The organism is Nannocystis punicea (genome assembly GCF_026965555.1).
Taxonomy (GTDB): Bacteria; Myxococcota_A; Polyangia; order Nannocystales; family Nannocystaceae; genus Nannocystis; species Nannocystis punicea.
This window is the reverse complement of the sequence record NZ_CP114040.1, coordinates 3,780,407-3,805,320: the sequence shown is the minus strand read 5'-3', so window position 1 is coordinate 3,805,320 and position 24,914 is coordinate 3,780,407. Positions and strand designations below refer to the sequence as shown.

The 24,914-nt window shown below is 72.4% G+C and carries 20 protein-coding genes; 7 read left to right on the top strand and 13 right to left on the bottom strand.

What is annotated here, in order from left to right; genetic code table 11:
* Positions 1–50: 50 nt before the first annotated feature.
* Positions 51–635: a hypothetical protein gene (locus tag O0S08_RS14655; protein WP_269039752.1), complete on the bottom strand. Its 585-nt coding sequence runs from the start codon at positions 633–635 to the stop codon at positions 51–53.
* Between the two features lie 117 nt (positions 636–752).
* Between O0S08_RS14655 and O0S08_RS14650 the strand changes: the two genes are divergently transcribed.
* Positions 753–2,687 carry an acetyl-CoA hydrolase/transferase C-terminal domain-containing protein gene (locus tag O0S08_RS14650; protein WP_269039751.1) on the top strand — a complete coding sequence of 645 codons (1,935 nt, stop codon included), beginning with the start codon at positions 753–755 and terminating at the stop codon, positions 2,685–2,687.
* A gap of 9 nt (positions 2,688–2,696) precedes the next feature.
* Here the strand turns inward: O0S08_RS14650 and O0S08_RS14645 are convergent, their stop codons facing one another.
* The 3 genes from O0S08_RS14645 to O0S08_RS14635 all read right to left on the bottom strand — a co-directional run bounded on the left by O0S08_RS14645 (position 2,697) and on the right by O0S08_RS14635 (position 6,025).
* On the bottom strand, positions 2,697–3,002 hold the full coding sequence (locus O0S08_RS14645; RefSeq protein ID WP_269039750.1) for a hypothetical protein: 306 nt from the start codon (positions 3,000–3,002) through the stop codon (positions 2,697–2,699).
* A 9-nt stretch (positions 3,003–3,011) separates the two neighbouring features.
* Positions 3,012–4,124, bottom strand: coding sequence for a TPR end-of-group domain-containing protein (locus O0S08_RS14640; RefSeq protein ID WP_269039749.1), 1,113 nt, complete (start codon positions 4,122–4,124; stop codon positions 3,012–3,014).
* 182 nt (positions 4,125–4,306) lie between these two features.
* The gene (locus O0S08_RS14635) at positions 4,307–6,025 is read right to left on the bottom strand and encodes a DUF4215 domain-containing protein (protein ID WP_269039748.1); all 1,719 of its coding nucleotides are present in this window, start codon (positions 6,023–6,025) and stop codon (positions 4,307–4,309) included.
* A gap of 370 nt (positions 6,026–6,395) precedes the next feature.
* Here O0S08_RS14635 and O0S08_RS14630 point away from each other — a divergent pair, with 370 nt between their 5' ends.
* Positions 6,396–6,956, top strand: coding sequence for a GNAT family N-acetyltransferase (locus tag O0S08_RS14630; protein WP_269039747.1), 561 nt, complete (start codon positions 6,396–6,398; stop codon positions 6,954–6,956).
* 49 nt (positions 6,957–7,005) lie between these two features.
* On the opposite strand, the gene O0S08_RS14625 is transcribed toward O0S08_RS14630, so the two are convergent.
* A complete protein-coding gene (locus tag O0S08_RS14625) occupies positions 7,006–7,626 on the bottom strand; it encodes a hypothetical protein (protein ID WP_269039746.1) in 621 nt (206 codons plus the stop codon).
* 417 nt (positions 7,627–8,043) lie between these two features.
* Here O0S08_RS14625 and O0S08_RS14620 point away from each other — a divergent pair, with 417 nt between their 5' ends.
* Positions 8,044–9,546, top strand: a complete 1,503-nt coding sequence (locus O0S08_RS14620) for an ATP-binding cassette domain-containing protein (RefSeq protein WP_269039745.1) — start codon at positions 8,044–8,046, stop codon at positions 9,544–9,546.
* A 34-nt stretch (positions 9,547–9,580) separates the two neighbouring features.
* On the opposite strand, the gene O0S08_RS14615 is transcribed toward O0S08_RS14620, so the two are convergent.
* The 4 genes from O0S08_RS14615 to O0S08_RS14600 form a co-directional block, all read right to left on the bottom strand.
* Complete coding sequence (locus tag O0S08_RS14615) at positions 9,581–10,069, bottom strand: low affinity iron permease family protein (protein ID WP_269039744.1); 489 nt, start codon at positions 10,067–10,069, stop codon at positions 9,581–9,583.
* Between the two features lie 58 nt (positions 10,070–10,127).
* Positions 10,128–10,604, bottom strand: a complete 477-nt coding sequence (locus O0S08_RS14610; protein ID WP_269039743.1) for a hemerythrin domain-containing protein — start codon at positions 10,602–10,604, stop codon at positions 10,128–10,130.
* Positions 10,605–10,889: 285 nt separating this feature from the next.
* Entirely contained in the window at positions 10,890–12,206 is a 1,317-nt protein-coding gene (locus tag O0S08_RS14605; RefSeq protein WP_269039742.1) for a hypothetical protein, read from the bottom strand.
* A 411-nt stretch (positions 12,207–12,617) separates the two neighbouring features.
* Positions 12,618–13,385: an AraC family transcriptional regulator gene (locus tag O0S08_RS14600; RefSeq protein WP_269039741.1), complete on the bottom strand. Its 768-nt coding sequence runs from the start codon at positions 13,383–13,385 to the stop codon at positions 12,618–12,620.
* A 54-nt stretch (positions 13,386–13,439) separates the two neighbouring features.
* Here O0S08_RS14600 and O0S08_RS14595 point away from each other — a divergent pair, with 54 nt between their 5' ends.
* The gene (locus O0S08_RS14595) at positions 13,440–14,012 is read left to right on the top strand and encodes a class I SAM-dependent methyltransferase (protein WP_269039740.1); all 573 of its coding nucleotides are present in this window, start codon (positions 13,440–13,442) and stop codon (positions 14,010–14,012) included.
* Here the strand turns inward: O0S08_RS14595 and O0S08_RS14590 are convergent.
* Positions 13,984–15,129, bottom strand: a complete 1,146-nt coding sequence (locus O0S08_RS14590) for an STAS domain-containing protein (protein WP_269039739.1) — start codon at positions 15,127–15,129, stop codon at positions 13,984–13,986. The two genes, O0S08_RS14595 and O0S08_RS14590, sit on opposite strands and share 29 nt — an antisense overlap.
* Before the next feature lie 352 nt (positions 15,130–15,481).
* Here O0S08_RS14590 and O0S08_RS14585 point away from each other — a divergent pair, with 352 nt between their 5' ends.
* Both O0S08_RS14585 and O0S08_RS14580 read left to right on the top strand, forming a co-directional pair.
* Positions 15,482–16,033 (top strand): NADPH-dependent FMN reductase, encoded by a 552-nt coding sequence (locus O0S08_RS14585; RefSeq protein ID WP_269039738.1) that lies wholly within the window; start codon positions 15,482–15,484, stop codon positions 16,031–16,033.
* A gap of 154 nt (positions 16,034–16,187) precedes the next feature.
* Complete coding sequence (locus tag O0S08_RS14580) at positions 16,188–16,931, top strand: hypothetical protein (RefSeq protein WP_269039737.1); 744 nt, start codon at positions 16,188–16,190, stop codon at positions 16,929–16,931.
* A 152-nt stretch (positions 16,932–17,083) separates the two neighbouring features.
* Here the strand turns inward: O0S08_RS14580 and O0S08_RS14575 are convergent, their stop codons facing one another.
* From O0S08_RS14575 to O0S08_RS14565, 3 genes are all read right to left on the bottom strand, one after another.
* Positions 17,084–18,184, bottom strand: coding sequence for a tryptophan 7-halogenase (locus tag O0S08_RS14575; protein WP_269039736.1), 1,101 nt, complete (start codon positions 18,182–18,184; stop codon positions 17,084–17,086).
* Positions 18,181–21,051 (bottom strand): LodA/GoxA family CTQ-dependent oxidase, encoded by a 2,871-nt coding sequence (locus tag O0S08_RS14570; protein WP_269039735.1) that lies wholly within the window; start codon positions 21,049–21,051, stop codon positions 18,181–18,183. Before O0S08_RS14570 ends, O0S08_RS14575 begins: the two co-directional genes overlap by 4 nt.
* Before the next feature lie 432 nt (positions 21,052–21,483).
* Entirely contained in the window at positions 21,484–22,920 is a 1,437-nt protein-coding gene (locus O0S08_RS14565; RefSeq protein ID WP_269039734.1) for a DUF4215 domain-containing protein, read from the bottom strand.
* A 610-nt stretch (positions 22,921–23,530) separates the two neighbouring features.
* Here O0S08_RS14565 and O0S08_RS14560 point away from each other — a divergent pair.
* On the top strand, positions 23,531–24,784 hold the full coding sequence (locus tag O0S08_RS14560; RefSeq protein ID WP_269039733.1) for a hypothetical protein: 1,254 nt from the start codon (positions 23,531–23,533) through the stop codon (positions 24,782–24,784).
* Positions 24,785–24,914: the final 130 nt, after the last annotated feature.

The following is a 24,914-nucleotide window of genomic DNA, read 5'->3' as shown; positions in this document are numbered from 1 at the left end:
CGAGGAGCGAACGACTCGCGCCTCGCGAGTCCAGCGATTCGCCCGGCCCGTCAGTCCATCGCCGCCAGCTCGCGCTCGAGCTGCGCCTCGAACTCGTCCCGCGGGCGCTGCGGCCGGCGCGTCGTCGGGCCCTGCGGCGCGCGCGGGCCCTGCGGCGGCAGGCCCTGGCGCACGCGCTCGAGATCGGCGACGAGCGCCTCGCCGTGCTGCGGATCGACGAGGGTCAAGCTGGAGATCCGGCGCCGCCTGCCGCCCTCGCGCAGCTCGATCACCATCCCGCGCGGCACCTCTCCGACCGGCACGACCGTGAACATGAAGCGGACGATCACCCGCGTGATCTTCAGCTCCAACGCGGCGCTGGCGAAGCGCACCACCTCGCCGCGCGCGTCCGGGACCTCGACCTGCGCGGTGCCGACGCGGATCTCGCCGCGCGCCCGGTACTCCGCGGTGGCGAGGAAATAGATCACCGGCGCCGCGACGACGAGGCCTCCGAGGCCGACGATCTTCCACGAAACCACGCCCTGGCCCAGCGCGAGCAGGCAGAGATAGCCGGCCCCCGCAGCGAGCCCGAACAGCGCGCCGACGACGAGCCAGTACGCGAGCGGGGTGCGGACAGGATAGACGACGGGGTCCATGGGCCTGCAGAGTAACGGACACGCGCGGCCTCGTCACCGCGTCGGCCGCGAGGACCGCCGTCGGCGATGAACGGTCCTCCATCGGCGCCGCGATGACGAAGGCGCTAGGCTACCGGCATGCGCCCCGCGCCGACGTTCCTCGCCTCGCTCGACGACACCGTCGACGCCCTGCTCGCGCGCGTGCCCGGCCCGCTGCACGTCGGCGCCCCGCTCGGCCTCGGCAAGCCGCATCGCCTGCTCAACGCCTTGGTTCGCCGCGTCGCCGCCGACCCATCGCGCCCGCTGCACCTCTACACGGCGCTCTCGCTCGACCCCCCCGACCCCGGCGACGGCCTGCAGGCGCGCTTCCTCGGGCCCTTCGTGCGCAATCACTTCGGTGACGACTTCCCGCGCCTCGCCTACGTCGAGGCGCTGCGGCGCGACGCGTTGCCGCCTCATATCGAGGTCGAGGAGTTCTACCTGCAATCCGGCGCGCTGCTCGGCTCGTCGGCGGCGCAGCGGCGCTACACCAGCCTCAACTACACCCACGTCGCCCGCACTCTGGCCGAGCGCGGGCTCAACTGCATCGTGCAGAAGGTCGCGCGCGAGCCCGGCGAGGCCGCACCGGCGCGGCTGTCCCTGTCGTGCAACACCGACGTGACCCTCGACGCCCTCGACGCAGTGGCCGCGCGCGGCGGACCGCGCCCGCTGCTGATCGCCGAGATCGATCCGGCCCTCCCGTGGCTCGGTGGCAGCGCCGCGGTGCCGGTCGAGCTGTTCGACGTCGTGGTCGCGCCGCCGGGCCCGCACCCGCGACTGTTCGGCCTGCCGCGCCAGCCCGTCGGCGACGCCGACTACGCGATCGGCTTCCACGCCAGCACCCTCGTGCGCGACGGCGGCACCCTGCAGATCGGCATCGGCGCGCTGGCCGACGCCCTGTCCCACGCGCTGGTGTTGCGTCACACCGACAACCCTTCGTATCGCCAGATCTTGCGCGCGCTCGGCTCGCCGCACGCCGACGACCCCGCGCTCACCCCATTCGCGTCCGGTCTGTACGGCTGCAGCGAGATGATCAACGAGGGCTTCCGCCGCCTCGTGCAGGTCGGCGTCCTCAAGCGCAAGGTCGTCGACGACCTCGCGTTGATGCAGCGCCTGGCCGACGGCTCGGCCGACGCCGACGATCGCGCCCGGCTCGCGCGCGACGGCGAGTTCCTCCACGGGGCCTTCTACCTCGGCTCGCCGGAGCTCTACGCCTGGCTGCGCGAGCTGCCCGACGACGAGCGGCGCGCGATCGGCATGCGCCGCGTCAGCGCGATCAACGACCTCGACGGCCCGGACGAGCCGCTCAAGCGATTGCAGCGCCGCGAGGCCCGCTTCTTCAACACCTGCATGATGGCGACGGCCCTCGGCGCCGCGACCTCCGACGCGCTCGAGAGCGGCCGCGTCGTCTCCGGCGTCGGTGGGCAGTACAACTTCGTCGCCATGGCCCACGCGCTGCCCGACGCGCGCTCGGTCTTGCTGCTGCGGGCCACCCGCGACAGCGGCGGCCGCACCACCTCGAACGTGGTGTGGAGCTACGGCCACACGACCATCCCTCGCCACCTGCGCGACGTCTACGTCAGCGAGTACGGCGTCGCCGACGTGCGCGGCCGCGCCGACGAGGACTGCGCGATCGCCATGGCGGCGATCACCGACGCCCGCTTTCAGGCCGGGCTCGTCGCCACGGCCCAGGCGAACGGCAAGCTGCGGCGCGACTTCGCGGCGCCGCCCCGCTGGGCCGAGAACACGCCCGAGGCGCTGCGCGAGCGCCTGGCCCCGCACCGGGCCGCCGGCACCCTGCCCGACTATCCGCTCGGCAGCGACTTCACGCCCGTCGAGCAGCGGCTGGCGAAGGCGCTCGCGTGGCTCAAGGCCCACACCGATCACAAGCTGCAGATCGCCGTGCGCGCGATGACCGGCCGCTCGACGGACGACGCCGAGGCGCTGCAGCGCATGCAGCTGGAGCGCCCGCAAGGCCCGCAGGAGTGGCTGGAGTCGCGGCTGCTGTCCCTGGCGCTGCGCGTGACCGCGTGAGGCCGCAGCTCACCCGAGCTCGAGCTTGATCCGCGCGATCCGCTGCTCGAGCCACGCCTCGAAGCGCTTCGTCGACGCCTGCGGCCGCAACACGAGCTCGATCCAGGTGCGGTCGTCGAAGCCCTCGACCACTCGCGGCTCGCCGCTCGCGTCGCGCAGGCGGGCGTCGAACGCCGCGAAGTCGCCGAGGACGTCGTGGAACACGGTGAACTGCTCGCTGCCCGCCTCCTCCAGCCGCGCGACGAAGTCCGGATCCAGCACATCGAAGAATTCCGCGATGACGAAGCGCCCGGGCCACGCGAGCGCCAGGAACACCGCCGTCGTTCATGGCTCGAGCGTCGCCGCGAACCACGCCTGCGCGCGCACGCCGTCGAGGTCCTTGTCGGTCGCCGCCTTCTTGCGCACCGCCTCGCCGCCGCGCTCCACTGCCAAGCGCAGGGCCGGCCGGGCGCGCTCGTCTCCGGCGCGGGCGTACGCGCAGGCGAGGTTGTACGGGCCCTTCCACGCGGAGGGGTCCGCGTGCGTCGCCGCGACGAACGCGGTCGCCGCGGCGGCGAAGTCCTGCCGACCCAGCGCGTCGAGCCCCTGTTGCTGGTACGCCGCGGCCGCCAGGCGCCCTGCCGGCATCAGCGCCAGCTGGAACGTGTCGCTCCACTCGCCCGCCCACGTGTGCGAGAGGATCGCCACAGTCTGCCCGTCGGGCGACTGCGCCAGGACCTCCGCGTGAGCCTCGAGCTGGCAGTACAGGCCCTCCTTGGTGCTGTCGCACGACACGACCTCATGGGCCTCGCCGGCGGCAGTGCCGTCGCGCCGCGCAGCGCCGACCTTGAGGATCCCTCGCGCCTGCCCGCCCGCGTCCGGCGCCCCGAGCAGCTCGCGCGCAGTGACCACCAGCTCGCCGCCGTGCGCCCACGTCCCGTCGCGCACCGCCACCCCGCGCTCGGCCAGGCGAGCCCGCAGCGCGCTCTCCTTGAGCTTCGTCGCCGTCTTGCCGGCCCAGCACTGCGCGCCGCTCACCAGCTCCTCCTTCGCGCCGTCCATGCCGACGAACGTGCACAGCTTGCAATCTTCGCCGCTGACGATCGTGCAATAGGCGAACGCTGCCCCGTCGGCGGTCCAGCCCGCCGCCCACGCGTGGTCCTGCATCTCCTGGCCCCGGTGCTTGCGCACCGCCTGGCTCGCCGGCACCGGCCGCTTCTTGCCGAGCTGCACCTCGAACGGGCCCGCCGCGAACGCCGGCGCGTCCGGCAACGCCGGCTCGCCGACGGACGCCGGCGCCTCCGCCTCCGGTACGGCCGCGGGCGGCGCGGCCTCGCCGGCCGCCGTCGACGTCGACGCAGCGGTCTGCACCGCCTCGGGCGCCGCGGTCGCGCTCGCCTGCGGCCGACACCCGAGCAACACCATCACCACCGCCCCGAGGACTCGCCGACGAATCACTCCTCGATGCTAACAGGCGCCCGCTCGCTCCGCTGCGGCGCCGAACTCCGTTCACGCGCCACGCTCGCCACGAGCGCCGCCGCCCGCGTCGGCCGACCGCCGGCCCCGCGCGCCTCCGCGCCGCGATGTCCCTTCAAACATGTCTCTTACAACATGTCCATTCGAGCCAGTGAACTTCCGCCTCACTGCGGCTTGATCCCGCAGTCGTCGGCCTCGCTCGGCACGCAGCCCTCGCAGTCCCAGCGGAACGCGTCGAGCAGCGCGACAGTGGCCCAGTTGGCGTCGGACATGTCGGCGAGGAAGAAGCCGACGGTGATCTCGGCGCCGGGCTGGACCCCGCCGCGGGCGGTGAACCAGTCCGAGCAGGCGTGCCCCTCGAAGCCGGTGCCCCACAGCTGGGGCTCGGCCTTGGTGTAGCCGGGGCCGTCGAAGTACGTGTCGAGCGCGGTGATCGTCAACGGCAGCCCCTTCGTCGCGTCGTCGGGATCGGGGATGAAGGCGACGTTGCCGCTGTACGCGTCGACGGGCGGGTTGGCGTTCGGGTCGTCGGGCGTCGGGTCGACCTGGTAGACGAAGAACATGTCGTTGAAGACCGTGCCGACGTAGCCCGGCCACTCGGACGAGCAGAACACGAAGTCGAACGTGAAGCCGTGGGTCGCCGCCGGCACCACCGTCTCGAAGCTGAAGTAGATGCGGTCGTTCACCTTGCCGTTGGTCTTCTCCCACTGCGCCTGCAGCGTGTCGGAGCAGTCGCCGTCGCCGCCCGGGACCCCGTTGTCGCAGCCGACGAACGGCGTGCCCCCAGCGCCGTCGTTGCTGCCGTCGACCGCCTTGAACGGGCTCGGCAGCGCGTCGTCGCCGGAGTTGCCGTTGGCCCCGTGCTTCACCTGCGAGTTGGTGGCCTCGATCACCACCCCGTCGACGTCCGGCGCCGCGATCGTCCCCGTCGACAGCATCAGGAACGCCGACCCCTCGCGCGGCGCGTACAGCCGCTGCGGCGGCGTGTTCGGGTCGCCGTCGAGGTCGGCCGCGTAGTTGCCGAAGCCGCGCGCCACCTGCCAGGTGTCCGGCTGGGCCTCCGGGTCGAACTCGAACGCGGTGACGACGATCGAGTCCTCGGCCTGCAGATCGCACACCCCGAGCGCGCGCAGGGCGTCGCGCGGATCGGTCTTGTCGCCCAGGTCGATCGCGTCGTCGCACACCGCGTAGCTCACCGGCGCGCCGCAGGCGACCGGGTGGTGCTTGGTGCAGTCGTTCTTGCAGTAGTCGAACTCGCCGCCGTCGACCTGGTTGCCGTCGTCGCACGCCTCGCCGGCCTCGATCTCGCCGTTACCGCAGTCCGCCGGCGTGAACGTGCAGTCGGCCTCGCAGCCGTCGCCGTCGCTGCGGTTGCCGTCGTCGCACAGCTCCGGCTTCTCGACCGAACCGTTGCCGCACACCTGCGGCGGCGTCTCGACCTGACAGTCGGCGCTGCACGCGTCGCCGTCTTCGGTGTTGCCGTCGTCGCACGCCTCGCCGACCTCGTGCTTGCCGTCGCCGCAGGTGTGCGGCAAAAGGCAGCTCGACTCGCAGCCGTCGCCGTCGGCCAGGTTGCCGTCGTCGCACTGCTCGCCGGGCTCCAGCACGCCGTTGCCGCACTCGCCCGAGCCCTCGGTGACGCCCATCGTCGCGCCGGTCGAGCCCGTGTCCGGCGCGGTGTCGCTGCCCGCGCTGACGGTCCCCGCCGAGCCCTCGGTGCCGCTGCCGGTCGGGCCGTCGCTTTCGCTGTCGCTGTCGCTGCCGCCGCCAGGCGTGGTGCCGGTCGGCTCGCTCGCCGTCTCCGCTGCAGTCTCGCCCGTGCTCGCGAGAGAGCTGCCGTCGGAGGCCGAAGTGCCGCCGGCGTCGCCGCAACCGGTGAGCACCGCGACACACGTGAGCGAAATTCCAGCGCGAGCAAGCGAAGCGTAAGTCATGCGCCACGATTTCCCATCCGTGCCGCCCGATCAAGCGCCACGCGCGAGCGAGTCCGCCCGAAGCCCCTGGACACCCGAACGACGCGACCCGACATCCCCGCCGTCGCTCGCCGTCACCGCCGACAACCAGCGCGACTTCAGCCGCACCGACGCGCTCCGACCCTTGCCCGCGAAGGTGCTCGCCGTCATTGCCGACAGCCAGTTCTGTTTCAGTCGACACGTTCCTGCCCTGCAGCCCAGCCCCGCGCCAACCTCACGCAAGTCGCCTGCCCGTCGCGCCTCGGCTTGACCCGCGCCCCCCCGCGGTCGATCGTCGGCCATGCCGGAAGCCCCCAGTGATTTTCTCAAAAAAAGGGAACCCGCGGACGATCGCGTCACGCTGACGGAGATCCGCACCATGGCCGATTACCCGCCCGGGCTCGTCGGCGCGATCGCCGGGCTGTTCGGCCGCTGCATGACCGCCAGCCACGGCACCGACTGGCGCGTCGACGTCATGATCGCCGAGGGGCAGTGCGAGTTCTTCCGCCGCTTCGACCCCGAGCGCGACCGCGTGTGGTTTGCGCGGCAGGGCGGCGTCCTGTGCGGCGCCTTGACGATCGACGGGCCGCGCCCCGAGAGCGGCTGCGAGGCCGCGCGCCTGCGCTTCTTCATCCTCGACGAGGCGACCCGCGGCCTCGGCCTCGGCCGCCGCATGGTCGCCGCGGCGATGGCCTTCTGCCGCGAGCGCGGCTATTCACGCGTGTACCTGACGACCTTGCCGGGCCTCGACACCGCGCGCCGCCTGTACGAGGAGCACGGCTTCCGTCTGATCGCGCAGGACGACCCGCCGTTCTGCGGCAGCGACTACGGCGAGCAGACGTTCGAATGGCGCGCCTCGTGAAGGCGCGCCGCGTGGTCCGACGAATCGCGGCAGTCGATTCACCGGCGCGTCACAGATTGGGGCAATTCGTCGCGGGGTCCTTCGCCCACGTGCAGGTGACGGCCACGAACGTCCCGGCCGGCGCCTCGCCGCCGCGGATCACCGAGATCTCGGCGTTGCTCCCGCCGTCGATGCAAGCCTGGCTCATGTTGTCGAGCGACGACGGCGTGTTCGTGCCATCGTCGGCGAGGACCGCGAAGCACGCCTCCTGCCCGGCAGGGATCGTCCACGCGTCCATGACGACCTCGCACGGGACGATCTGGGCGCAGACGTGTTGCACGGGATCGTAATCGCAGACCTCGCAGTCGGTCTCGACGGTCGCATTCTCGGGATCGACGTCCTCCACGCATTGCGACAGGCAGCCCGACGGATCGAGCTGGACCGGCTGATCGCCGCCGGTGCCGGTGGGCGCCCCGGTGTCGGTGTCCGTGCCCGTGCCCGTCTCCGTGCCCGTCTCCGTGTCCGCGCCGGTCTCCGTGCCGGTCTGGGTCTCCGTGCCCGTGGGGGCTCCCGTCTCCGTGCCCGTGGCGGTGCCCGTGTCCGTGCCCGTATCCGTGTCGGTGGCGCCCGACTTCGAGTCGCCGCAGCCGGCGATCGTCAGCGCGATAAAAAGAAGCGAATGCTTGGTCATGGTGGCGCGGGAACCTATCAGATGCCGCCCGCGACGGCACGAAAGCCGGCGAGACGCGCCGAGTCATGACGCCTCGCTCGCGGCGGACCCGGGGATGTACGCAGTCGAGCCCGCTGCGTCGACGCTGCGACTGCGAATGGGCGGTGCAGGTGAATCCCCGCGAGCGCATGCACGCGGAGTCACTCGAACCACGACCTCCGCGATCGCAGCCGCGGTCGTCGCCCGCGGCCTGCGACGCGGCCGGCCGGGCACGCGGAGCGCGCCGACTTGCGCCGCCCCCGGTCCTGCGGCTATGGTCGGGTCGTCGAACCCCCACGGAGCTGGCCCGCCCTTGAAGCTGCACGCCTGAATCCCCGCTGACCCCCAGCCGCCCGCAACCCGCCAATTTGGCCGCGGGCGAGATTCAGGAGCATCTTCATGGCCACCATCTTCTGTCGCGACCTCGCGTTCTCGTTCGGCGACCTCGCCCTGCTCTCCGGCGTCGAGCTGCACCTCGTGCCCGGCTGGACCGGCCTCGTCGGGGCCAACGGCGCGGGCAAGACCACCCTGCTGCGGCTCCTCACGGGCGAGCTGAAGCCGACCGAGGGGTCGATCCGGCGCGATCCGCCCGATCTGTCCCTGCGGACATGTCCCCAGAGCGTGGAGGCCTGCACGCCGGAGATCGCCCGCTTCGCCGCCCGCGACGACGGCGACGCCCGGCGCCTGCACGGCGAGCTCGGCCTCGAGCCGGCCGACCTCGCGCGCTGGGACAGCCTCTCGCCCGGGGAGCGCAAGCGCTGGCAGATCGGCGCGGCGCTGGTCGACGACCCCGACGTGCTCCTGCTCGACGAGCCGACCAACCACCTCGATCACGCCGGCCGGCGCCTGCTGATCGGCGCGTTGCGGGGCTTCCGCGGCCTCGGCGTGGTCGTCAGCCACGACCGCGCGCTGCTCGACGGCCTCACCGAGCGCACCCTGCGGGTCACCGGCGGCGGCGTGCAGGACTGGGCGCTGCCCTACAGCCGGGCCCGGCGGGCCTGGGAGGCCGAGCGCGCCGAGCACAACGCCACCCACGCGGCCCTCCAGAGCCAGCACCGCCGGCTCGAGGGCCGCCTCGACGACCAGCGGCGCGCCCTCGTCGGCGCGACCGCGAACCGCAGCCGGCGCGTGCGCAGCAAGGGCAAGCACGACAGCGACTCGCGCACCCTCGGCGCCGCCACCCTCGCCGAGTGGTCGGAGAAGTCGCTCGGCCGCGGCGCCAGCGTCCTGCGGCGCGCCGTCGATCGCAGCGCCTCCGCCCTGGCCGACCACGCCTACGAGGGCGAGCTCGGGGGGCCGATCGCCGTCGCCGGCGAGCGGGCTCCGTCGGCCTACCTCGCCGCCCTCGACGTACCCGAGCTGCGCGCCGGCGACCGCCGGGTGCTCGGCCCGGTGCAGGTGGCCCTGGCCCGCGACGCCCACGTCCGCCTCGCCGGGCCCAACGGGGCCGGCAAGACCACCCTGATCCGGGCCCTCCTGGCCCGCCTGCGCTGCCCGCCGAGCCGCGTCCTCTATGTCCCCCAGGACATGTCCGAACAGGAAGCCGTCGCCCACCTCGACGCCGTGCGCTCGCTCGCGCCGGACGAGCGCGGCCGGGTGCTTCAGGTGGTCGCCGCCCTCGGCGTCGATCCCGGGGCGTTGCTGCGCTCACGCCGGCCTTCCCCCGGCGAGGCGCGCAAGCTGCTGCTCGCGTTCGGGCTCGGTCGACCCGTGTGGGGCCTCGTCCTCGACGAGCCGACCAACCACCTCGACCTGCCGGCCGTCGAACGCCTCGAGACGGCCCTCGCCGAGTTCCCGGGCGCGCTGCTGGTGGTCAGCCACGACGACGCGTTCGCCCGTGCGTGCACCCGCGTGACCTGGCGCATCGACCAGGGCGAGCTGCACGAAGAGACAGGTGACTGAGCTGCCCGGGAGACAGGCGACCGGGTCGATCCGCTCACGGCTCGCGCCTCTCGTTCGACAGCTCGCGCTGCTCCTCCTCGTGGCGGCGCAGGGCGTTCTCCTCGGACAGCGGGCCCTCGCCGGCCTCGCGGGCCAGGCGGTCGAGCAGTCGGAAGTGCCACCGCATCCGCGCCAGCTCCTCCTCCGTGATGTCCTCGGCGACCAGCACCCGGTTCGACGCGCGCGGGTCGCTGGCGATCAGCTCGTCGAGCTTGAGCTGCAGCGCCAGGGTGTCCTTGTTCTGCGAGCGCTGCAGCAGGAACAGCATCAGGAACGACAGGGCGGCCACCACTTGCTCGATCAGCTCGAAGGCCACCGGCCAGTCGGCGAACTGCGGGCCGGTCGAGATCCACGCCACCACCACGCACACTGCGAGCCAGTGCACGCGCGAGTTGACGACGAAGCGCGTGGCGAGCTGGGCGGCCCGTTCGCCCCAGCTCGCCCGCACGCCCGACGACGACGGATCCGGCTCTTCCGCGCGCAACTTCGCCTCTCCGCGGCGGCCGCCGACCTGCGCGATCGGCTCGCCGCTCCCGCGGGCCTCACTCGGCCGCGTCGCGCTGGTCGGCCCGCCGCAGGTCCTCGACGAAGGCGTCGCGCTCGCGCGCGAACTCCTCGGCCAGCTGCTCGGACTCGCGGTCGCTCACGACCTGGCGCGCCAGCGGGAACAGCTCGCCCTCCTCCTCGTCGACGTGGTGACCGACCATGTCGGCCAGCACCTTGATCTTGGCCGGCCAAACCTCGGCGTCGGGGGTCATCGCGTCGAGCTCGGCGAGCAGCTTGTCGACCTGCTTGTGCTCCTCGATGCCCTCGCGGGTGTTGTCGGCCGTGCGCGACTCCTCGAGCAGCCGCGGATAGACCACCGCCTCCTCCGCGCGCGAGTGCGGGATCAGCTTCTGCTTGAGCCGGGCGAACAGCTCCAGCGCCTTCGCGCCCCTGGCCTCCTCGAGCTGGTGGAACAGCTCGCTGACCTCCTCGTGTTCGCGGTGCAAGACGTCGTAGATCTGGGGCTTTGCCATGACGAAAATCCTTTCCTTGTCGCCCTCTCCGCCGGCGCGGGGAGCGACCGGGGTAGCTGTGGCGCGAAAACGCGGACAGGCAAATCGGCCCGCGCTTTCGCGTCCGCGTCGCGGCGATGCACGCACCGCCCGATCGCAGCCCGGCGGGCCGGCGTACGCCGCGCCTCCACTCGCAGTCTGCCGAGCAGACGCGCGGCCGTCCGGCTCAGCTCGCCCGCCCGCCGCCGCCCGAGACATGTCCAAAAGGACATGCCCCGAAGCGCCGACGGGAACCGCGACCTCGCCTCACTGGCGGGCCGGGTTGCGCACGCAGTCGTAGCCGTGCTCGCTGCCGCCGACGTCGATGACCTCGAAGTCGGTCGGCTGGATGCCGTTCAGCACGCGCGAGCCCTGGCGGCCCCACAGGTCCTCCCACGCGGTCCCGCAGCCGTCGCTGTTCTCGGCCATCAGGGTGATATTGCCGCCGTCGGCGAGCAGCATCCCGTGGTGCTTCAGGCCCCACACGACCGCCTGCACGATCGGGTTGTCCGGGTCGAGGCCGCGCGAGGCCGGGTCGAAGTCGGCGCGCAGGCGCCAGCGCGAGCCGTAGATCGGCGCGGCCGGGTCGTACGCCTGCGGCCCGCCGGCGTGCGTCGCCGGCCACACGTAGACCGGCCCCTCGTCGCCCTCGGTCGGCGCGCGCTGCATGCGGTCGTTCGGCAGGGCGAAGCGGATCGCGTGCTGCACCTTGCCCGACATCACGTCGCCGATCGTGAACAGCAGCGGCGCGATCGGGAAGCCGGCCGCGTCGGGGCCGGTGCAGTCGCGGCCGATGCCCCACTGCCGCGCCTCGACCGGCGGCAACGTCGAGCCCGGCGCCGGCGGCTGGCCCCACACGTCGAGCGACAGGTCCCACGCCACGTCGCACTCCGTATAATACTCGCCGTCGACGTAGGTCGCGCGGAACGACTCGTAGAGGAACCCGGCGTCGAAGTCGACCGCGACCAGGTGGCAATCGCCCTCGTAGTCGCCCTCCACCCGCCCCGGGCACACGTAATCGGCCTGGCCCTCGATCCGCCCGCCGTCGGGCACCGGCACCTGCACCCCCGGGTCGCAGTCGCTGCCGTAAGGCACCGGGTCGTTCGGCGTCCGCGTCACCCGCGGCGTGTTCGCGTCGGCCTCGAGGATCACGAAGCTGGTGTCGATCTGGAACGTGTCGTCGTTGCCCCACCCGCCGTTCGCCTCGAGCCACCCCGTCATCGCGTCGGAGTCCGGGCGCACCGGCGCGTTCGACACGTCCTGGTAGATCCAGCTGTCGGCGGCGAAGTACGTGCCCGTCCGCGCGCCGCAGTGACCCACCGGGATCCCGCTCTCCGGGCCCTCGCTGTCGGTCGGCGCCCCGGTGTCGGTCGGCGCTCCGGTGACGGTCGGAGTCCCGGTCTCGCTCGTCGCCGCGCTCGTGGTCGTGCCGTCGCCGGTCGACATCGTCGCGCCGGTGGACGGCCCCGCCTCGGTCGCCGCGCCCGTCTCGGTCGTGGTCGTCCCGGTGCCGTCGCTCGCCGAGGTCATGCCTCCGGAGTTGCAGGCGACGAGCACGAGCGGGACGACGAACAGGGCGCGCATCGCTGCATCGTACCTCGCCCTCGCCGCGCCCCTGCGACGTCGAGCTCGTGGCGGCGCTCACTCGCAAGAGGCCGGCGCGGATCCGTCTCGGTGGCCCCCGGAGCACCGCGCGGACATCCCAGCGCCGCGGGGGGCCGTGAGCCGCAACGAAAGACCCCGACGCGCGACGGCTCCGGACCCCGAGCGCCCCGGGAATCTGCATGTCCGAAAGGACACATCATGACAATGCCCCAAGGCATTCGATGTACATGTCCTCGAGGCCATCTTACCATGAAGCGCGGGCTTCCGCGGCGCATGCCGCTCGCGCTCGAGCTCTCCAGGCAGACCGAGCAGGACATGTCCTTCGGGTCAGCCAAGCCGCGGACCGCAACCCCGCCCCGCCAGCGTGGACCCGCTTGGCCCCCCGCGAGCTCAGCAGCCCGCGAAGTAGGCCCCCGGCGCCACTCCGAGCTGGCGGCGGAACGCGGCCACGAACGCGCTCGCGCCGGCGTAGCCGACCCGCTCGGCGACCACGGCCACGGGCGTGCCCGCGGCCAGGTGCTCGAGCGCCGCGCGCATCCGCAGGTGGGTCCGCCACTGCCCGAAGGGCGCGCCCGTCTCCGCCAGGAACAGCCGCGCCAGGGTGCGTCCGCTGGCGCCGGCGATCCGCCCGAGCTGGGCCAGAGTGCGCGCGTCGGCGGGGTCGGCCAGCAGCGCCTCGGCGACCCGCCGCGCCCGCGGGTCGCCGGGCATGTCGAGCGCCACCGGCGTGGTCGCCAGCGGCTGCAGCAGCTCGAGCAGCAGGCGCTCGGCGTGCCCGCGCGCGCGCTTGCTCGCGCCCGCGCCGGCGAGCAGGCCGAGCAGCTCGCGCACCAGCGGGGTGGCGGCGACCACCGTGGGCTCGGTCCAGCCGATCTCGCAGCCCCGCTTGCGCACGTACACGCTGCGCATCGTCGCCGGCCGCGACGCCTCGACCGCGTGCACGATCCCCGCCGGGATCCACAGCGCGCGCGGCGGCGGCAGCACCCACGTCGACGCGCCCACGCTGACCGCCAGCACCCCGCTCGCCGCCCACGCCAGCTGGTGCATCGGGTGCCGGTGCCAGTCGAACCGCGTCGCCGACGTCATCTCGAAGCTGCCGACCGCGATGGCCCCGACCCCCGCCGGCAGGCCGTACGAAGCTTGTCTCGTCTGCGACATTCATTGTCAGCATAGCGCATGGCGGACAGGCGCCGATCGGCCTAGCGTTCGCGCATGCCGATGAATCGGCTCCATCAGTGGCTGTGCGCCTCGGACCGCTGGGCCGCCGCAGTCGAGCACAAATTCTTGCCCTGGGCCCTGTCCGGGGTCGACCTCGGCGACGCCGCGCTCGAGATCGGCCCCGGCTACGGCGCGACCACCCGCGTGCTCGCGGGGCGCACGCCCTCGCTCACCGCCCTCGAGATCGACCCCGCCCTGGCCGAGCGATTGACGCGACGTCTCGGCGATCGCGTGCGCGTCGTCCACGGTGACGGCACGGCGATGCCGTTCGCCGACGCCGGCTTCAGCGCAGTCGCCTGCTTCACCATGCTGCACCACGTGCCCTCGGCGATGCTGCAGGACCGCCTGTTCGCCGAGGCGCGGCGCGTGCTCCGGCCGGGCGGGACCTTCGCCGGCGCCGACAGCATGACCAGCCTCGGCTTCCGCCTGCTGCACGTGTTCGACACCATGGTCCTCGTCGACCCCGCCGACCTGCCGCGGCGCCTCGGCGCCGCCGGCTTCGTCGACATCGCCGTCGAGGCCGAGCCCGGGCGCGCGTTCAGGTTCCGGGCGCGACGGCCGGACTGACGCGCTCCGGAGCGCGCTGGCGCAGCTTGCCGAGGCAGAACATCAGGGCGTCGCGCAGCTTGGCGAACACTGCCACGCGCGTCAGGTCGACGCCGAGCGACACGATCGTCTGGGCGATCGTCGGGTGAATGCCGGTGAGGATGCCGTCGGCGCCGAGCAGGCGGATCGCCTGGATCATGCGAATGAGGTGGCTCGCGGTGCCGGTGTCCACCACCTCGACGCCGGTGAGGTCGAGGATCGCGTACTTGGCCCGCGTGCGCGTCACCGCCTGCAGCAGGTTGTCCATGATCTCCGCGGTGCGCACGGTGTCGACGAGGCCGACGATCGGCAGCGTGATCACGCCGTCCCACACCTCGATGATCGGCGTCGACAGCTGGCGGATGACCTCCTGCTGGCGCTCGATCAGGTCGAGCTTGGCCCGCAGCTCGAGCTCTGTGCGCTTCGAATCGGTGACGTCGAGCGACACCGAGATCAGCGCCAGCTCCGGGTCGTCGAGCGTCGGCAAGCTCCAGCCGAGCCAGTGGATGTCGTACGCCTCGCTCGGCAGGCCCAGCGAGGCCTCGCCCGCGATCGCCCGCCGGATGTCGTCGGCGTTCGGCAGGTCGCCGTAGAGCTCGAAGTAATTCGCGCCGAGCATTTGACCCTGCTGCAGCCCGCAGGTGTGCAGCGCCTTGCCCCGCTGAAACACGAAGTTGGACTGCTTGTCGAGCGCCCACACCGCGAGGTCGAGGTTGTCGAGCATCACCCCGAGCATTCGCGCCTCGATCCCGAGGCGACGGACCTCGCGCTCGCGGGCCGTCACGTCGTGGCCGTAGACAGTGGCGCCGATGACCCGCCCTTCCTGGTCGCGGGTCAGCTGCGACCACGCCTCGAAGTGGAGCGCACCATCGGGGCGAGCGATGATTCGAATCCGGGGATCCTCGCTGTCTTCCACCAGGGCGCGTCCCCACGAATCGGGGTCGTCGGACAGCGGCAAGACCTCGCGGACGAGGCCGCCGATCGCCTCGTTCGCACCGACCCCGAACACTCGCTCGGCGCGGCGGTTCCAGGCCGTAATTCGAAGAACGTCGTCCAACTCGATGACGACGAAGGGAGCGGTGTTCGTGCGATCGTCCACGGCTCCAGAATATCGAGACCTGGGGGGAATGGCACACATCCCCGAACGCGGGAGATGCACATCGGCGTCGGTGTGCGTGCGGCGCCTGCAGCAGCTGTCCGGAGAGACATGTAGTGGAACGACAGAGCGCGTACCTGCCCCTTGAGGCGCTTGCGAGGCTGTCGGCACAGGTCCGGGCCGGTCGCAGGTCGCGTCCGGCGCCGACGAGCGGACGCACCCGGCGCCGGCGGCCGCGCCGCCGAATACACGGCGGTCCGCCCGCCGGCGCGGTCGCACGATTGCGTGATCGGCGAAGGATGATAAGAGCCTGGGGCGTCCGGGCGAGCGGGCGCAGGAGCCGGAGGTTCATCCCATGAGTCGCTACGAAATCGCCGTCCTGGTCGGCAGCCTGCGCCGCGAGTCCTTCAATGGCAAATTGGCGATCGCCCTCACCCGCCTCGCGCCGAAGGAGTTCGAGTGCAACCTGCTCGAGATCGGCGACCTGCCGCTCTACAACCAGGACGACGACGCCGATCAGCCGGCGCCGGCGAAGCGGCTGAAGGCCGAGATCAAGCGGTCGCACGGGGTCCTGTTCGTCACCCCCGAGTACAATCGCTCGATCCCCGGCGTGTTGAAGAACGCCATCGATCACGCCTCGCGGCCGTACGGCCACAACGCCTTCGCCGGCAAGCCCGCCGGGGTGATCGGCGCCTCCATCGGCTCCATCGGCACCGCCTGCGCGCAACAACACCTGCGCGACATCCTCGCCTACCTCGACATGCCCACGCTCGGCCAGCCCGAGGCGTTCATCCACGTCACCGACAACCTGTTCGACGCCGACGGGAACATCGGCGCGGTCAGCCGCAAATTCCTGCAGGGCTGGATCGACAAGTACGTCGCGTGGGTGCAGAAGCACGCGGCCTGAGGACGCGCGCCGCGGACGAGCGCGCCGTCGGCTCGGGGACGCGCCAAGGCGTGGCGTGGCGGATCCGCCTTGTCGCCTGCGCCCCCAGAAGACAGCTCCGCCGTCCCTCCCACGACCTCTGGTGAGCCGCGCGGCAGCGGGTTATCACCGCCCGATGCGACGACTCGTCCGTCCCGTCCTGCTTGCATTCGCGCTCGCGCCCGCCTGCGGCGACGCGTCGGGCGCCTCGACCGAGACCGGCGGCGACACGAGCCCGGACCTGACCACGAGCACGGGCGAGACGTCGAGCCCGGGCGGCGCCACGAGCACGAGCAGCGGCGAGACGACGAGCAGCGGCAGCGCGAGCGGCACGCCCACCACCAGCGTCGAGCCGACGTCGAGCACGGGCGAGACGACGACCACCACCGGCGGCGAGAGCACCACCGGCGCCGCGACCACGAGCGAGACGAGCGACGACGGCACCTCGACCGGGACCACCGGCGCGCCCGTCTCGCCCGTGACGAGGGCGTGGTGGGTCGACGGCGTCAGCCTGCAGCTCCGCGTGATCCAGCAGGACGACGAGGCGGGCCTCTGTCGCGGGCTCATCCTCGAGTCGCTGATGACCGGCGCAGTCGATGGGCCGGGCCTCGAGCCGATCGAGCAGCCGGCCGAGTGGGCCGTCCGCTACGTGTTCGTCCACGACACCGTCGACGCTTGCTTCGACCCGTACGACTGGTGGATGAACGAGCCGGCGTACGCCGAGAGCGGCGTCGGCGTGGTGACGTTCAGCGGCGTCGACATCCAGGGCAAGCCGATGAGCCTCGACATCGACGTCACCGGCTCGTTCGAGCCGGGCGCGCCGTGGATCCCGGAGGAGGATCCGCTGGTGGCCGCGGACGTCGCCGTCGAGGTCGGCTGAGCGGCCGGGGCGCGGAGACGGTCGGTCACGAGGATCCGGCCTGCTCGCTCCTCGGCGACGCGCCGGGCAGCGCATGCGCCCATAAAAACATGTCCATGTGAACATGCTCTCGAGGACATTTACGAACGGGCATGTCCTCGAGAGCATGCCCTTCAAGACACCTCGGCCCACGGCGCGGCGAGGACATGCCGGCGGGCCCAGAACGGGCGCGAGGACCAGCGCTGCTCGCGGCGGTAGGTCTCGTCGCGGTGGCGGACGTAGGCCTCGCGCACGCGGGCGAGCTGGCGGGTGTAGTCGGCGACCGCGTCGGGCTCGCCGTCCAGGTGGCGAGCCATCGCCTCCGCCGCGGCGAGGCCGGTGTAGAGCGCATTGAACAGACCCTGCGAGGCGAGCGGGTCGAAGCCGAGGGCGGCGTCGCCGACGGCGGCCCACCCGGGGCCGGCCGCGGGCGCGAGGACGGCCCCGTGCGCGAGGGCGAGGCCGGCGGCCGCGGGCGCGGCGAAGCGGGCCCCGGCGAGCCAGGGGGCCAGCTGCGGGACCGCGGCGGCGCGGGCGAGCAGAAGCGCGGGATCGCGGGCTTCGCGGGCGGCCGGCAGATCGGCGTCGGTGTGGAACGCGAGGATCCGGCGCGCGCCCGGCAGCGGCGCGGTGTACCACCAGCCGTCGGGCTCGGCGACGATGCTGGTCAACCCGGGGCCGTCGCCCTCGCCGTGCAGCCAGCCGCAGACGAGGCGATCGTCGCGCGTACGCACGCCGCCCAGGCGCCGCGACAGCGGCGAGCAGCGGCCGCCGGCGTCGAGCAGCGCGCGCGTGTGCACCCGGACCGCGCCGCCGGGGCCGCGCAACAGCAGGCGCCAGCCGGGCGCCGCGGGCTGCACGTCGCTGGCGACCGCGTGGACCAGCCGCGCGCCGCGGGCCACCGCCTCGCGCTGCAACCACGTCTCGAAGCGGGCGCGGTCGAGGTGCCAGCCGTGGCCGTCGGGCCCGCGCAGGAAGTCGAGCTCCTCGATCGCGTCGCCGCCCCAGCTGGACGTGTTGCCGTACCACGGCGCGTGACCCTCGGCCGCGAACGCGTCGAGAAGCCCCATGTCGGCCAGCAGCCGGCGCGCGGCCGGCAGCAGCGACTCGCCGACCCGGACGGCTCGCTCGCGCCGCTCGACCAGCAGGAGCGAGCGCCCGGGCGCGAGGTTCAGCGCGGCGACGGCCCCGGCCGGGCCGCCGCCGACGACCACGACGTCGACATCCGGCCTCATCGATGCAGCCCGGTCGGGAAGCGATGCACCTTCTCGATCGCCAGCAGCTCTTTCTCGAGCGCCTCGGTCTCCGCCGGCGTGGCGACCGTCCCCGCGGGGAGGCCCTGCGGCGCGGCGACCAGCGGCTGCGGCAGCTCCTCGACCTCGAGCACCGCGGGGAACGGCGCCCCGTCGGTCGGCCCCGGCCGCGGCTCGACCACGCCGGGCCAGTCGATGTGGGCGACGAAGTTGTTGATCGTCTCGGTGTACGAGGCGGCGTCGAAGGTGCGCGTCCACGAGGCCCGGTGGGCGAACGCGGTCAGGCGCTCGGCGAGCGGCCGCTGCGGATCGACGACGATGTCGTAGTTCTCGCGCGTGAGCACCTGATTGGGCACCCGCGCCGGCCAGAAGGTCGGCAGGTACGGGTCGTACGATTTGATGTAGCCCGAGCGGCAGCTCGCGGTGTCGGTCTGCCACGGCACCGCCATCCAGCGGGTGATGCCGCCGGGGAACTGCCCGGCGATCGGCCCGTCGGGCAGGGTCAACGTGTCGCCGATCAGGGCCGCGCCGTAGCTGGGCTCGACCGCCTGGGTGGCGTGCTTGAAGCGGAACGGCGCCATGTACATCTGGACATGTCGCACCGGCCAGGTCATCTCGCAGCCGGGGTGGAACGCGTCGGCGAGGCAGTGGTCGAGGGCCGCGCGGTCGAGCATCGCGCCCTGCTGCGCGACCGGGACGTCCTCGATGCGCGCCGGCGGCGGGGCGGTGTCGTAGTCCTCGTCGAAGTCGCCGGCGGCCCACTGCTGCAGCATCGCCAATTGAGTGTCGGTGAGGACCGCGTTCTGCCGCGGGGTCTCGGCCGGCGGGATGTTCATCGCGTCGCCGTACAGCCACGGCCACTGCTGCGCGGCCCAGCCGTCGCGGTCGAGGACGCGGAACTGATTGGCGAGGACGCGCCGTTGCTCGCGCTGGGCCGGGTCGGCGACCGCGAGCCGCCGCAGGGTGGCCGGCTCGGTCAGGTCGAACTGGCCCTTGTAGCCGAACGCCGCGGCGAAGCCGGCGTTGACCCACTGCAGGCCGGACAGGCGCTCGAAGATCGGGCGGATGTCGCCGTTGAAGGAGGGCCGCGCGGGCCGGCCGAGGAGGCCGCCCTGGATCGCCACGTCGCGCATCAGATCCCACATCGTCCGCACGCTCTTGCGCATCGGCGCGTAGTCGGGCGGCGCGACGATCACCCACGCCGGCTTGACCGCCAGCGCGCGCCCGTCGAGCACGACCTCGGCGGTGACCGGACCGTCGGCGGTGTCGTCGTGCCAGCCGTCGTTGTTGGCGAAGGTGACCGCGCGGCTGCCGTCGAACGAGGCCGAGTGACCGCGCCCGCCGAGCACGAGCAGGCGGCCGGCGTCGTCGGTGCGCAGCTCGCCGAGGTAGACGTGCGTGCCCATGAAGGCGCCGGTGTCGAACTGCACGCCCGGTCGATTCGCGCCGCTGATCGACCGCGGCCCCGGATCGATGACGAGCTTCGTGCGATCGGCGACGGCGGCGTTGCGCAGCAGCGTCGGCGGAGCGGAGGCCACCTCGGGCACGTCGAGGGCGAGCTGGAACTGATACCAGGCCGCCTTCTTGTTGGCGAGGTGGACTGTCCACTTCACCCGCGCGTCGGTCAGCTCGCGCACGATCTTGCCGGTGGCGTCGACGCCGTAGACGCGGAACCTCGCGGCCTGGCGCGCGAGCCGGCCCTGGTCGTCGCGCCGACTGCCGGGCGCGGGCGCGGGCGGATCGGGCACCTCGGGCCCGATGAACCACTTGTCGGGGCTGTTGCCGACCCGGGCGACGCCGATCGACGGGTGAATCACCGCCGCGACGATGCACGAGTCGGCGGGCGCGGGTGCGGCCGGAGGAAACGGCCGCGGCGCCCGCGGCTCCTCGTCGGCGATGCCGTTGGCGGTATGGCGCGTGGTGGCGCTGGCGGCGTAGACCCGCTTGCGCACCTCGGCGATGCTGCCGACCGGCTCGTGCTCGGCGAGGGCGTGCCAGATGTTGAAGGCGAGGTTCTCGCCGTAGCTGCTCTGCCCGGCGGCGTCGACATCCTGCTTGGGGATCTCGAGCGTGGCCACGACGATCGGCTCGCTGTTCCACGCCACGGTCGCCGCGTCGAGCGGCATGTTCTTCGGGTCGGTCCGCGGCAGGACGCAGAACTCGAAGGTGTAGGCGCCGTCGCGCAGGCGCGTGCGCAGGTCGGTCGCCAGATAATCGGTCGCGTCGTCGGGCACGTTGGCCGCCGGCACGGTCGGGCGCAGGAAGTACTTGACGTAATCACCGCCCAGGCGGAACGGCAGCACGCTCCAATACGGCGTGGTCAGCACGCTGCCCTCGACCTTGGCCATCTCGTTGAGGATCCGGGCGGTGACCGGATGGGCGTCGAGGTACGGCTGATAATCGCCGGCGACCACGCCGGCGTAGGTGAACTCGCACATGTCCTTCGCGGTGTCGACGAAGAACACGTCGTGGTTCTGCAGCAGGAAGTCGTGGGTGTCGCCGTCGCCGAGCAGCTTGGGCCCGGGCACGCCGAACAGCTTGATGCCGACGCCGAGAGTCGACGTGAGGTCCGCGCTGGTCGGGGCGGTGTCGCTCGAGAAGCGGACCCACGCGTCGTAGGAGGTGCCGGCGAATACGCCGACGGCGAGCCCGGGCGGCAGGCCGGGCCGGACGACGAACTTGGCGCCCACGACCCCGTGCAGCTTGCGGAACACCGGCCGCAGCGCGGGCGACTGGCCGAGCGCGATGCGCCGCTTCTGCACGATCTCGACGAACATCTGCTCGAGACGCCCGCCCGGATCGGCGGCGCAATCGTAGCAGGAGGGAAGGTCGCGGGACTTATCTTTCATCGGAGCACCTCGGGGCGGTCGCCGGACAAAGCCCGCCCACGGCCCCGGCAGGAGCGCCGGGGCCTATGGCGCGAGTTGGCGAGGCACCATACTCTTCCGCGTGCAAACCTTCAACGGGGGGCCGTCCGCAGGTCACGCAACCGAGCATTGGGGCCCGGAACACGATCCGTCGGCGCCTCCCAGCCAATGCAGCGAGTCGCGAATGCGCTGTCGAGTCCGGTGATGGATTCGGGGGCGGTCGACCTCGCGGCGATTTTTGGGGTGAGTTCAACGCCGTTCGGTGCGGCGGGCCCACCGGGCTCTGCGCCGCGATTGCGGCGAGCTCTGCGGCGACTCCACGTCGCGCCCACGCGCGCACGCGTGAGCGGCCCGGACCTACGCAATTGCGGGCACGTCGCCGCGCCCGGGATTCTCGGCGAATACGCCGACCGCCTACTGCTGAAAGCAATAGATCGGCGCGAGGAAGGCCGGGTGGATGCAGGCGCCGCCGTTGCACCACTGCGTCCAGCCGTTGTCGACGCGGGTGGCGAAGCCCCAGTTCGATCCGCCGGCGCCGCCGGTCCAGTTGGCGCAGTTGCCCTGTGAATTGATCTGAGTCCCGGCGGGCGTCGTGTTGGTCCAGACCGTCGCCTCGTTGGGGCCGCAGAAGTTGGTGGTGGGCACCGGGCCGCCGATCTCGGTGACCGTGATCGCCCCGAGGAGGTTGCCGTCGGTCAGGTCGGCCCAGTTGTTGGCGACCTTGACCCCGTTGGGCAGCACGTAGGGCACCGTCGACTTGTTCATGCGCGTCGACGGCGAGCCCGTGTCGTCGCTGAGCCAGGCCATGTACGTGCCAGGCAGGCCACCCGCGGCCGCGCGGAGGTTGCACTGCGCGTCGGCGCCGGCGAGGCCGCCGAGGTTGCCGCTGTAGGTCGTGCTGGTGACGAACACGATCCGCTGGCCCGACTTGCAGTTGTTGTTGCACGCGTCGTCGTCGACCATGTTGCCGTCGTCGCACTCCTCGACGCCCGCCTGCACCTTGCCGTCGCCGCACGTGGCCGCCTTGCAGGTGGCGAGGCACGCGTCGGTGTCGCTCATGTTGCCGTCGTCGCACTCCTCGACGCCCGCCTGTACCACCGAATCGCCGCACTCGGCCGCCGCGCAGGTGCCGAGGCACGCGTCGGTGTCGTCGTCGTTGCCGTCGTCGCACGCCTCGACGTCGGCCTGCACCGCCCCGTCGCCGCACTCGGCCGCCAGGCACGTGGCGAGGCACGCGTCGGTGTCGTCGTCGTTGCCGTCGTCGCACTCCTCGGGCGCCTGGACGACGCCGTCGCCGCAGCCGGCCGCCGCGCAGGTGTTCGAGCACTCGTCGTCGTCGACCTGGTTGCCGTCGTCGCACATCTCGCCGGGCCCGACGATGCCGTCGCCGCAGGCCGCGTTCTTGCACGCGTTCGTGCACGTGTCCGCGTCCTCCGGGTTGCCGTCGTCGCACTCCTCGACCCCGGCCTGCACGATCGCGTCGCCGCAGCTCGCGTTCGTGCACGCGTTCGTGCACGCGTCGGTGTCGTCGTCGTTGCCGTCGTCGCACTCCTCGCCGGCGTCCTGCTGACCGTCTCCGCACACCGGCGCCGGGCCCGTCGAGGTCTCCGGCTCGGTCGTCGTCGTCGTCGTCGTCGTGCCCGGCTCGCTCGTCTCGGTGGTCGGCTCGCTCGTGCTCGTCGTCGTCGTCGAGTCCGTGCCCGTCTCGGTCGTCGCGGTCGTCGTCGGCACGCCCGTGGTCGGCTCCCCGGAGCTCGGCCCGGTGGTGCCGGTCTCTTCCTCGGTGGTGCTACCGGTCGGCTGCGCCGTCGCGCTCGCCGTGCCATCGTCGCTACAGCCCGCGAGTCCCATCCACAACCCTATCGCCGCCCATCTCGTCCTCGAATCCATACGCCTCTCCATCGCCTCATTATCCGGATGCCGGTCGACGCGAACAACGATCGTTGTCGCTCCGACGAACGGCAGATCTGGCGTTCAGGGGGACGTCTCCGCGGACCCCGACCGCCGCTGCGACCGGCATCCCCTCCGCAGAAGGTCGCCACGGTCTGCGAGCGCCTCCGTCGACCCGCGACGGGTGTCCCCTTCGCAGGAGCTCCGCAGAGTCTGCGGCTGTCGACCGCCTCCGTCGAACCGCGACCGGAATCCCGTGCGCAGGAGCTCCTCAGAGTCTGCGACTGTCGACCACTCCGATCTCGTCGACGGACTCGTCGACGGGTGACGCGAGCGGACGGTTCGACTGCCTGTCTCATCGACGGGTGACGCGAGCGGACGGCGCGGATCCTGTCGACCGCCCCATCGACGGATGACACCGGCTTCGACGGTCCGGAAAAATTCGCGCCGCATCCGGTGGCCACGATGGAGGCGCTCCGTGCCTCCCCGGGCGCTCCGGACGTCACGCGCCGTCCACGGCTTGGTCGCCCGGTCGCGGGAACCAACGGCGCGTGCAGGCGTCGCCCCGGCGATGACCGAGTCCGCGAGCGCTCCATTTCCCTCGGCGACCCTCCTGCAGCGCTGGCTGCTGGCCTACCTGCTCCTCTACGCCGCCCCGTTCCCGCTCAATTTCGTCCCCGGCCTCGACATGGTGCTGGCGATCCCCGGCGCGGCCTGGCAGGCCGTGGTGACCTGGGTCGGCGCCGTCGTGTTCGACGTCGAGGCGATCCCCCGCAGGACCGGCAGCGGGGACACCATGTTCGACTATGTGCAATTGTTCTGCCTCGCGGCAGTAGCCGTCCCCGCGGCGCTGCTATGGCCGCGGTCGCTGCGTGCGGGCGTCGACTGGGACCGCCTCCTCGATCGCGCTCGCGCCTATCTGCGCCTGTACCTCGGCTGCTATCTGTTGGTCTACGGCCTGTGCAAGGCGATCCCGACGCAATTCCCGCCGCCCGGCCCCGATCGCCTGGTGGTCCCCTACGGTGATTCGTCGCCGATGGGTCTACTGTGGACATTCATGGGCGCGAGCCCGGCGTATGTGATGTGCACCGGGATCGTCGAGACCATCGCCGGGGCGCTGCTGCTGTGGCGGCGTACCGCCACCCTCGGCGCGCTGCTGGCATTGATGGCGATGAGCCAGGTGCTGCTGCTCAACCTCTGCTACGACGTCGCGGTCAAGCAATTCTCGGCCCACCTGGTGCTCGTCGGCCTGTACGTGCTCGCGCCGGACGTCTCGCGGCTTTTGGACGTGCTGTGGTTCCACCGCCCGGTCCAGCCGCGCCCGCTCGCGCCGTACCCGATCGCCCGCCGCGGCCTGCGCCGCGCCCTCACGGCCACGCGGGTCGGCCTCATCGCCTGCGTCGTAGTCGTCACCGCCGCCCAGGGGCTGTGGGTCTTGTCGATGAACCGCGAGCCCGGGCCGCTCCACGGCGTCTATCGCGTGGTCTCGTTCCAGCGCGGATCCGAGGTCGTCGTCCCCGACGAGGCGCGCTGGGCCCGGGTCGGCATCAACACCATGGGGATCGGCGCGATCCAGCTGGCCGACGGCTCCGGCCAGCGCTACCGCCTGAACATCGACGCCGAGCAGAAGACGCTGTCCTGGCAGCGGATCGGCGCCGACGAATCGCAGGTGTTGACATACAGCGAGCCGACCGCCGGCGAGCTGGTGATCGAGGGCGCGTTCGACGGGGCAGCCACGGTGGCGCGATTGCGCCGGATCGACGAGCCGTTCCTGCTGACCTCCCGCGGGTTCCGCTGGATTCAGGAGCGCCCCTTCAATCGCTGAGCGCGCCGGGGCCGCCCGGTGGGCCCGGTCTCGGCCCCTCCCGCGCATCACCGCGCAGAACGCGCAAGCTGCCTACACGATCCTGCCGGCCCGCGCCGCAAGTGGCACGAATGACGCTCGGCGCGACCTG